The following is a 9,802-nucleotide window of genomic DNA, read 5'->3' on the forward strand; positions in this document are numbered from 1 at the left end:
ATTCGCGCAGTGCATTGTGGTAATGTCTGAATCAAACAAGATTTTCGTCCAACCCGAGGGTTTGAAATGGATATGGATGGTGACTGGCCTTTGCCAAGGCCAGTCACTTTCTTGAAGATCGACCGGCGAAATTCAGGATCGCCACTTTCAAAAACGAATTCCATACCCAGTACTTTCTCGTCGCTGGCATCGCCGGTAGTTGCCGAGGCGGTGCAAAGAGCGCGAGAGCTATCCACGAAGAGCGATGCAGAAGGCTTTCATCAGCTTCGTGTCGCTTTCAGAAAGCTTCGGGCTTTATACTGGGCGTATTCTCCTTATCTCGGAGAAGAAGCGACCGCGCAAGCCACCAGTGAATTAACGCGTCTCGCTGCGGTGGCGGGCGGAACGCGTGACTGGGACATTGCAGGCGATCTGCTGAAAGCGGCTCAGGATTCGGGTGCATCGGTGGAAATGCTAATGGCGGCCGCGCGTGAGAAACGCGCACAGGCCGTCGTGCATAGCCAGACGAACATCCGGAGCGACGATGTCGAAGCATTCCTGAAAGACGCTTTGCATCGCGCGCAAAGCGCTCTCCAATCCAGTTGTGACGATCTGCCGATCCGGGCGTTCGCTGAACGGCGCGTGCGTTGTGCGCAGCGCGCACTCCAGAAACGCAGCCGGCGCGTGGCGCAGAACGAGGCGACCCACGAAGAAGATCTTCACGACGTGCGGAAGGCCGGAAAGAAACTAAGGTACTTGCTCGAATTTTTTCAGCCCGTCATTAAAGGCGGACATGGCCGCACCATCAAGGAATTGACGGCCGTGCAAAACAAGCTTGGGCAGTTCAACGACATTGCCGCAAGCGAGACCCTGATTCGCGGCGCGTCGTTCGACGAGGTTCCGCCCGAGGTCGTACTGGCGTCGCTGCAATGGCTGGAAGAGCAGAAGTGCCGTCGAATGCGTGCCGCTTCGCGGCGGGTTCGGGCTATGGCCGGTTGAACCTGCGCAGAGGGAAGAAGCACGAGCTGTCGATATACCTACATCGAATCAAGAAATGGCTTATACAACACCGGAAATCACAAAGCTCCTGGCAAAACAGGACGAGCTGAACAAGCAACTGGCCGAAGCAAAAGAGCGCGAGACTCGGCTGGTGCTCATCGAAATCGTGCAGAAGATGCGCGAATACGGCATCAATCTGCAAGAGCTGCTCGGCAGCAAGCCGAAAGCGCAGGAGCCAGAGCCGGAGCCGGTCAGGGAAGTGAAATACCGCGACCCGGTCGGCGGAGGAACATGGAGCGGACGCGGCCGTGCGCCGAACTGGATCGTCGGAAAGAATCGCGACGATTTTCTCGCGGACAGACGCGTCACCACGACGAGCAAAGCGGCCGTGCAAGCCGCGCTCTTCGGCGACGACGCCTGAACACACAGGCCGGTTTATCGATGATGGCGCGTTGGCGCTTCGCGCGTGCTGCGAAGCGCGGCTCATGCGTCTGCCGCTCGCGGCAGAAAAACATCGCTACAGAAGGGATTTTCCCTGCGCGAGAATCTTGTCGCAAACCTGCTTGGTAACCTGTTCTTTCAGGCCGCTGCCGCTCAGATCGAGCTGCTTGCCGTTGCCGCTATCGAGAATGCCTTTTGCGCCATTCGTGTAGCCGGAATCGCTCGAAGCCGATCCGCCGAGCTTGCTCATCAGCCCGTCTTTGACGGACGATGCGCTCCCTCCGAGAAAGTTGTTCTTCACGCAGTATTCGATGACGCCCGCGACGTTGCCCGTGCTGCCTGAGGTGAGCGAGTCCATCGACATGCCGCCGGTCAAACCACTGAGGTTGCCGAGTCCGCCACTGCTGCTGTCTTTACCTTGATTGAGAAGGTTGCCGAGTTGAGCATGCGCGACCGGGATGGAAACGAGGGCTGCAATCAGGATTCCGCTGGCCAGAGCGTGACGCCTTGAGAAGATCATGGTGCCTCCGTGGTTTGATCTCTCACTATAGTCGATGAACGCAGCCGGATCGAACGAACTCCGAGCGTTTCGTTTCGTTGAAAAGTACAGCTATTCGCGGCGAATCCGGCATGGTGCAAGCTCGGCTTATCCGCCCGACCCCGTGACGCGCCACACAGCATTGCCGACATCATCGGCGATCAGCAGGCCGCCGCTGCGATCCTGCGCAACGCCGACAGGCGCGCCATACAGCTCTTTCTGATCCGCGGAAGTGAAGCCCGTCACAACATCTTTCGGCGCGCCGGCCGGCTTGCCGTTTTCGAAAGCGACAAAGGACACGACATAACCGCTCAACGGCGATCGATCCCAACTCCCGTGCTCGCCGATGAAAGCCCCGCCGCGATACTGCGGGGGCAGATTGTCGCCGGTATAGAACGTCAGACCGAGCGGCGCGACATGCGAGCCGATTGCGAAGTCGGGCGCAATCGCGCGGCCGACGAGATCCGGACGCTGCGGCTGCGCACGCGGATCGACGTGCTGTCCGTAATAGCTATACGGCCAGCCATAGAACGCATTCTCTTTCACCGAGGTCAGATAATCGGGAACGAGGTCGGCGCCGATTTCATCGCGCTCATTGGCGACCGCCCATAGCTTTCCGGACGTCGGTTCCCATTGCAGCCCGGTCGGATTGCGAATGCCCGCCGCATAAATGCGGCTCGCGCCGCTTGCCGTATCGACTTCGAGCACATCCGCGCGCCGGTATTCGACGTCGAGTCCGTTCTCGCCGACATTGCTGTTCGAACCGACGCCGACATAAAGCTTCTTGCCATCGGGACTCGCGAGCAGTGCTTTCGTCCAGTGATGATTGATCGTGTCCGGCAGATCGGCAAGTTCGACACCGCGTTCGTCAATGCGCGTCTTGCCCGTCTTGTACGGGAACTTGAGGATGGCGTCGGTATCCGCGACATAGAGCGTGTCGCCAATCAATTGCATGCCGAACGGCGAATGCAGTTTGTCGATGAAGACATGCCGCTCCCACTCGCCGCTCGCGGTCTTCCGCAACAGCGTGATGCGATTCGCGCCTTTCTCCTTCTTCCCTGATTTCCCTTCGATCAATCCGGCGATGAGTTGCTTCGGCGTCGTCACTGCTTCTTCGTTCGGGCTGTTCGATTCGGCTACGAGTACATCGCCGTTCGGCAGCGCGTAGACCTGCCGCGGATGCACGAGACCGGACGCGATCTTTTCGATCTTCAGGCCATCGGCGACCTTGGGCGTTGCACCGTTGCGCCAACCGACGTACTTGGGCACCTGCATCGGCGGCGCGAAGAAATTGCGCGCCTCGGGCAGAGGCGGCTGGCCGCCCGCCTGATGTTGCGCGTCGTATTGCGCGTGCTCGTTGCATGCACTCAACGACGCCGCGAACGCCATCGCGAGGGCGCTCTTCACTGTGCGCTTATTCATGAGCCGCCTGCGCGAGATCGAGCCTGTTCATCGCCATCGCGATGTGTCCGATGCTCAGAAAGACCACGGTGATGACCGACAGGATCACGTTCTCGGGGACCATCGCATAAGCATCGCGGCTATGCACGAAAGCATTGACGATCGCCGCGACGATCCCGATCAGGTTGAGCCAGAAATCGATCCGCTCGATGCGCGAAACCGCACGACGTTTCTGTAGCCATACATGACCCAGATTGAGCAGCCGCGGAATGATCGCGATGATGAGACCCGCTGTCACGAGCCACGCCGCGCCTTTTCCCCAGAACACGTTGCGCGTGATGGCATAAGTGATGTCGAAGATCAGCGTGCCGACGAAGAGCCCATAGGGAATGGGATTGAGCAGTTCGAATATCGCCGGAGCGAATCTCGATGGATATCTCGAAGTAACTGACAGTGTCGACATGGCCTTCTCATCATGACAGTGCGGACGGAACGGACAACGTGTCCGCGTTTTCGACCATTGCGCATACGGCATGCCCGCCGGTATCCTGACTTGCGACACGTCATCGCAAGCGCCGTGTGCGAGCCATCCAAATGAAGAAACTGGAACTCATCGAAGCCGCGTCGAAGGCATACGAAGAGGGCGATCTTTTCGTTGCCGAGCAGAAGCTGCGCGACTCGATCGAACTGGATGAACGCAATGCCGTTGCCCATAACAATCTCGCCAACCTGCTGCGGATTTCAGGGCGCTTTCACGAAGCCGTCGATCATTACCATCGCGCGCTCGTCGAGCTTCCTGAATCCGCGGAGATTCGAAGCAACCTCGCCGGGGCGCTCGAAGAACTTGGAAAACATGATCTCGCCGAGGCGGAGTATCGTGCGGCAATCCGGCTCGAACCCGAATTCGCCGAAGCCCGATTCAATCTCGGTCTGCTGCTGCTCGCTGCGGGAAACTACACGGAAGGCTTTGCGTATTACGAGGCGCGCACGAGCGTTTTCCGCGAATATGACACGCTGCCTTTTCCGAAGTGGAATGGCGAAGATCTGCGCGGAAAATCGATCCTCTTACTGACGGAGCAAGGCTATGGCGACACGATCCAGTTCGTTCGATATGTCGCGCTGCTGCGCAAGCGCGGGGCGGCAGCCGTGTCGATCGCGTGCAACCCGGAACTCGCGCCGGTGATGCGCACCACCGGCAATATCGATATCGTCGTTACCGAGCCGCAGTCGCTGCGCATGCACGATTACTGGATATCGCTGCCGAGTTTGCCTCATCGCTTTCAGACGACTGTCGATTCGATTCCCGCCGATGTGCCTTATCTCGGCGTGTTCGGCAATCGCATTGATGCGTGGCGTCCCCGCTTGCCGAACGATGGTCTTCGTGTGGGACTGGTCTGGAAAGGCAACGCGGACCACGACAACGATCGGCATCGATCCGTGCGTCACTTCGCGGATCTTGCTCCGTTATGGTCGGTGCCGGGCATCGGCTTTATCAGCCTGCAAGTGGGCAACGCCGAAGCGGAGACCGAGGGGCGCGAGATACTTCAACCGATCATCAAGCTCGGCCAGTCGATCCGCGATTTCGGCGACACGGCCGCCATCGTCGCGCAATTGAATCTCGTGATTTGCGTCGATACCGCGATCGCGCATCTGGCCGGTGCGCTTGGCATCGCGTGCTGGGTCATGCTGCCGTCGCGCGGCGTCGACTGGCGATGGCATCGGCTGGGCAACACGTCGCCGTGGTATCCCGAGAAGATGTATCTGTTCCGGCAAGATTCGAGGGGATGGCCCGGCGTGATCGACGACGTGAAAAACGCGTTGGCCGATATCGCATCGTAGGCTCGGTGCGACACCGGCCGGCCGTTCATTGCAGTCGCGGGTCCAGCCCCGGATGCACCGTCGATACCGGCAGCGGAGGCGGAAGATGAAGGTCTTTCAGAATCGCGGCGCCGGCCACGATGCCGGCAAGGACGGCATGGCGGGAAGCGTGTACTTGCTGTCCGGATTGGTGATGATCAGAATGCCGCCGCGAATGGCGGACATGGCATCGCGATGCATCGTGTCGACGCAGGGCAGATCGGTGATGGTCAAAGTGCTCATGGCAGGTCTCCTTGCAAAAGAAAGCGAGTGACGACGAGAATGCCGCCACTCGATCTTCTGCACAGGTCATGCCAATCGATACGCGCCGATCATCGGCTTCGCCTGAGTCAGCGGCGCACTTTGAGCGCATGTGCGCATCACGCGACGGCGCACGGACAACAGTTCCATCGCGCCGTGTCGGCGAGCGCCCGACACTCAATCCGTCAATACGTCGGGAACGCACACGCGGCCTTCCATCAGCACGCGCGCGCTGCGGCTCATGATGGCCTTCTTCACCTGCCATTCGCCGTTCGATTCCACCGCTTCCGCGCCCACGCGCAACGTGCCAGAAGGATGCCCGAAGCGCACCGACTGACGCTCGCCGCCGCCCGCCGCGAGATTGACAAGCGTGCCCGGAATCGCCGCCGCCGTGCCGATGGCGACCGCCGCCGTGCCCATCATCGCGTGGTGCAGCTTGCCCATCGACATCGCGCGCACGAGCACGTCGACATCATCGGCGCCGATGCGCTTGCCGCTCGACGCGACATACTCCGCCGGACGCGCGACGAACGCGATCTTCGGCGTGTGCTGACGTTTGGCGATTTCATCGAGGTTCTTGATGAGGCCCATGCGCAGCGCGCCGTATGCGCGAATGGTTTCGAAGCGCTTCAATGCCGCGTCGTCGCCGTTGATCGCGTCCTGCAACTCGGTGCCCTTGTAGCCGATGGCGTCCGCATTCACGAAGATGGTCGGAATGCCCGCGTTGATCATCGTCGCCTTGAAGGTGCCGACGCCGGGTACTTCGAGATCGTCGACGATATTGCCTGTCGGGAACATTGCGCCGCCTTCCGCGCCTTCTTCCTCCGCTGCCGGATCGAGAAATTCGAGCTGCACTTCGGCGGCCGGAAAGGTCACGCCGTCCAGTTCGAAGTCGCCGGTTTCCTGCACGGCGCCTTGGGTCATCGGCACATGCGCGATGATCGTCTTGCCGATGTTCGCCTGCCAGATGCGCACGATCGCGACGCCGTTGTCCGGCACGCGATCCGGATCGACGAGACCGCTTGCGATCGCGAACGGTCCGACCGCCGCCGACAGGTTGCCGCAATTGCCGCTCCAGTCGACGAACGGCTTGTCGATGGCGACCTGACCGAAAAGATAATCGACGTCATGACCGGCCCGCGCGCTCTTCGACACGATGACGGTTTTGCTCGTGCTCGATGTCGCCCCGCCCATGCCGTCGATCTGCTTGCCGTACGGGTCCGGGCTGCCGATGATGCGCATGAAGAGCGCATCGCGCGCGGCGCCGGGCACGCGCGCCGCTTCGGGCAAATCGTTCAGGCGAAAGAAAACGCCCTTGCTGGTGCCGCCGCGCATGTAGGTGGCGGCGATCTTGATCTGAGGTGCGTGTGCCATATGATTCGGTTTCCTGATGAATGATCAAGCCGCTTCTTTCGACGACTCGAGGAAGTCCTGAGCGAAGCGTTGCAGCACGCCGCCGGCCTCATAGATCGAGACTTCCTCGGCCGTGTCGAGCCGGCACGTCACGGGCACATCGACACGCTCGCCATTCGCCCGATGAATCACGAGCGTGAGATCCGCGCGCGGCTTGCGCTCGCCGATCACGTCATAGGTCTCGGTGCCGTCGATGCCGTAAGTCTGGCGATTCTCGCCGGCCTTGAATTCGAGCGGCAGCACGCCCATGCCGATCAGGTTCGTGCGATGAATGCGCTCGAAGCCTTCCGCGACGATCGCTTCGACGCCCGCGAGCCGCACGCCTTTCGCGGCCCAGTCACGCGACGAGCCTTGCCCGTAATCCGCGCCCGCCACGATGATGAGCGGCTGCTTGCGCTCCATATACGTTTCGATCGCTTCCCACATGCGCGTGACGCGGCCTTCCGGTTCAATGCGCGCGAGCGAACCTTTCTTCTGTTGACCATCGACGACGGCCATTTCGTTGATGAGCGTCGGATTCGCGAAGGTCGCGCGCTGCGCCGTCAGATGATCGCCGCGATGCGTCGCGTAGGAATTGAAGTCCTCTTCGGGCAGGCCCATTTTCGCGAGATATTCGCCCGCCGCGCTGTTGGCCAGAATCGCATTGGACGGCGAGAGATGATCCGTCGTGATGTTGTCGCCGAGCACGGCGAGCGGACGCATGCCCTTGAGCGTGCGTTCGCCCGCGAGCGCGCCTTCCCAGTACGGCGGACGGCGGATGTACGTGCTTTCTCCGCGCCAGTCGTATAGCGGGCTGATGGCTTCGCCGCTCTGCGCGGTCAGCGCGAACATCGGCTCGTAGACCTTGCGGAACTGTTCGGGCTTCACGCTTTGCTTCACGATGGCATCGATCTCTTCATCGCTCGGCCAGATGTCCTTCAGATACACCGGCTGGCCGTTCTTGCCGATGCCGAGCGCATCGCGTTCGATATCGAAACGGATCGTGCCCGCGATCGCATACGCGACGACGAGCGGCGGCGACGCGAGAAACGCCTGCTTCGCATACGGATGAATGCGGCCATCGAAGTTGCGATTGCCCGAGAGCACGGCGGTCGCGTACAGATCGCGATCGATGATCTCCTGCTGGATCGCGGGATCGAGCGCGCCGGACATGCCGTTGCACGTCGTGCACGCGAACGCGACGATGCCGAAGCCGAGCTTTTCCAGATCGGGCAGCAAGCCGGCTTCCTGCAAATACAGTTCGACCGCTTTCGATCCCGGCGCGAGCGACGACTTCACCCACGGCTTGCGCGTAAGACCTTGCGCATTCGCATTGCGCGCGATGAGCGCCGCCGCGATCACGTTGCGCGGATTGCTGGTGTTGGTGCAGCTCGTGATCGCCGCGATGATGACCGCGCCATCCGGCATCTGTCCGGGCGTCTCTTCCCATTTGCCCGCGATGCCTCGCGTCGCCAGTTCGGACACCGGCAGGCGCTTGTGCGGATTCGAAGGACCGGCCATGTTGCGCACGACCGTCGAGAGATCGAAGCGCAGCACGCGCTCGTATTCGGCGTGCGCAAGCGAATCGGCCCAAAGGCCAGCGGTTTTCGCGTAATGCTCGACGAGACTCACTTGCTTGTCGTCGCGGCCCGTGAGACGCAGATACTCGATGGTCTGCTCGTCGATATAGAACATCGCGGCGGTCGCGCCGTATTCGGGCGCCATGTTCGAGATCGTCGCGCGGTCGCCGAGCGTGAGGCTCGATGCGCCTTCGCCATAAAACTCGAGATAGGCGCCGACCACTTTTTCCTTGCGCAGGAATTCGGTGAGCGCGAGCACGATATCGGTGGCCGTAATCCCCGGCTGACGCTTGCCGGAGAGTTCGACGCCGACGATATCCGGCAGGCGCATCCACGACGCGCGGCCGAGCATCACGTTCTCCGCTTCGAGCCCGCCCACGCCGATCGCGATGACGCCGAGCGCATCGACGTGCGGCGTGTGGCTGTCGGTGCCGACGAGCGTGTCCGGATACGCGATGCCATCGGCCGCATGAATCACCGGCGACATGCGCTCCAGATTGATCTGATGCATGATGCCGTTGCCGGGCGGAATCACATCGACATTCTTGAACGCTTTCTTCGTCCAGTTGATGAAGTCGAAACGATCCTCGTTGCGCCGGTCCTCGATCGCGCGATTTTTCGCGAACGCATCCGGATCGAAGCCGCCGCATTCCACTGCGAGCGAATGATCGACGATGAGCTGCACCGGCACCACCGGATTCACCTTCGCGGGATCGCCGCCCTGGTCCGCGATGGCATCGCGCAGGCCGGCGAGATCGACGAGCGCCGTCTGGCCGAGAATGTCGTGGCACACGACGCGCGCAGGGAACCACGGAAAATCGCGCTCCCGCTTCCGCTCGACGAGCTGCATCAGCGATTGTTCGAGGATCGCCGGATCGCAGCGGCGCACGAGATTTTCCGCGAGCACGCGCGAGGTGTAGGGCAGCGTGTCGTAGGCGCCCGGCGCGATGGCTTCGACGGCTGCGCGCGCATCGAAGTAATCGAGTGAGGAGCCGGGCAGGGGTTTGCGGTTTGCAGTATTCATCGCCGTGTCTCGGTCATGGCATGGTCTTTCAGGCGCCATGCTCAAAGGTAGTGTGGGGAAGACCCCTTCAACAGGAATTCGGGCTATTTTAGGCGCCGTTTTCAAAAAAAACCCGCCGCCGGATGCAGCGGCGGGCCCAAGCCCTCAGGTCAAAGGGCAGCCTGACGCTTACGCGCGCTTCGCCAGCGGGACGAATTCGAGGTTGTCCGGTCCGGTGTAATTCGCGCTCGGGCGAATGATCTTGTTGTCGACGCGTTGCTCGATGATGTGCGCGGCCCAGCCCGACGTGCGCGAGATCACGAAAAGCGGCGTGAACATGGCCGTGGGCAC

At 61.2% G+C, this 9,802-nt stretch carries 10 protein-coding genes; 3 read left to right on the forward strand and 7 right to left on the reverse strand.

Annotation, left to right across the window (positions count from 1 at the left end):
• Positions 1-66 precede the first annotated feature (66 nt).
• Both AWB76_RS36755 and AWB76_RS36760 read left to right on the forward strand, forming a co-directional pair.
• Positions 67-978 carry a CHAD domain-containing protein gene (locus AWB76_RS36755; protein ID WP_061164993.1) on the forward strand — a complete coding sequence of 304 codons (912 nt, stop codon included), beginning with the start codon at positions 67-69 and terminating at the stop codon, positions 976-978.
• A 55-nt stretch (positions 979-1,033) separates the two neighbouring features.
• Positions 1,034-1,399, forward strand: coding sequence for an H-NS histone family protein (locus AWB76_RS36760; protein WP_061164994.1), 366 nt, complete (start codon positions 1,034-1,036; stop codon positions 1,397-1,399).
• 96 nt (positions 1,400-1,495) lie between these two features.
• Here AWB76_RS36760 and AWB76_RS36765 read toward each other — a convergent pair whose 3' ends face one another.
• The 3 genes from AWB76_RS36765 to AWB76_RS36775 form a co-directional block, all read right to left on the reverse strand.
• Entirely contained in the window at positions 1,496-1,939 is a 444-nt protein-coding gene (locus AWB76_RS36765) for a YjjA family protein (protein ID WP_061164995.1), read from the reverse strand.
• 126 nt (positions 1,940-2,065) lie between these two features.
• Positions 2,066-3,379, reverse strand: a complete 1,314-nt coding sequence (locus AWB76_RS36770; RefSeq protein WP_061164996.1) for a PQQ-dependent sugar dehydrogenase — start codon at positions 3,377-3,379, stop codon at positions 2,066-2,068.
• Positions 3,372-3,821 (reverse strand): DUF2231 domain-containing protein, encoded by a 450-nt coding sequence (locus tag AWB76_RS36775; RefSeq protein ID WP_061164997.1) that lies wholly within the window; start codon positions 3,819-3,821, stop codon positions 3,372-3,374. Before AWB76_RS36775 ends, AWB76_RS36770 begins: the two co-directional genes overlap by 8 nt.
• Positions 3,822-3,952: 131 nt before the next feature.
• Here AWB76_RS36775 and AWB76_RS36780 point away from each other — a divergent pair, with 131 nt between their 5' ends.
• Positions 3,953-5,197, forward strand: coding sequence for a tetratricopeptide repeat protein (locus AWB76_RS36780; RefSeq protein WP_061164998.1), 1,245 nt, complete (start codon positions 3,953-3,955; stop codon positions 5,195-5,197).
• A 96-nt stretch (positions 5,198-5,293) separates the two neighbouring features.
• Here the strand turns inward: AWB76_RS36780 and AWB76_RS41345 are convergent, their stop codons facing one another.
• The 4 genes from AWB76_RS41345 to AWB76_RS43175 all read right to left on the reverse strand — a co-directional run.
• Positions 5,294-5,458 carry a hypothetical protein gene (locus tag AWB76_RS41345; protein WP_157696304.1) on the reverse strand — a complete coding sequence of 55 codons (165 nt, stop codon included), beginning with the start codon at positions 5,456-5,458 and terminating at the stop codon, positions 5,294-5,296.
• A 195-nt stretch (positions 5,459-5,653) separates the two neighbouring features.
• Positions 5,654-6,850: a 2-methylaconitate cis-trans isomerase PrpF gene (gene prpF, locus AWB76_RS36785; protein ID WP_061164999.1), complete on the reverse strand. Its 1,197-nt coding sequence runs from the start codon at positions 6,848-6,850 to the stop codon at positions 5,654-5,656.
• 24 nt (positions 6,851-6,874) lie between these two features.
• On the reverse strand, positions 6,875-9,472 hold the full coding sequence (gene acnD / locus AWB76_RS36790; RefSeq protein ID WP_061165000.1) for a Fe/S-dependent 2-methylisocitrate dehydratase AcnD: 2,598 nt from the start codon (positions 9,470-9,472) through the stop codon (positions 6,875-6,877).
• A 168-nt stretch (positions 9,473-9,640) separates the two neighbouring features.
• A partial coding sequence (locus AWB76_RS43175) for a citrate/2-methylcitrate synthase (RefSeq protein WP_279616475.1) occupies positions 9,641-9,802 on the reverse strand: 162 nt, incomplete at its 5' end.

The sequence above is a fragment of the Caballeronia temeraria genome (assembly GCF_001544795.2).
Classification (GTDB): domain Bacteria; phylum Pseudomonadota; class Gammaproteobacteria; order Burkholderiales; family Burkholderiaceae; genus Caballeronia; species Caballeronia temeraria.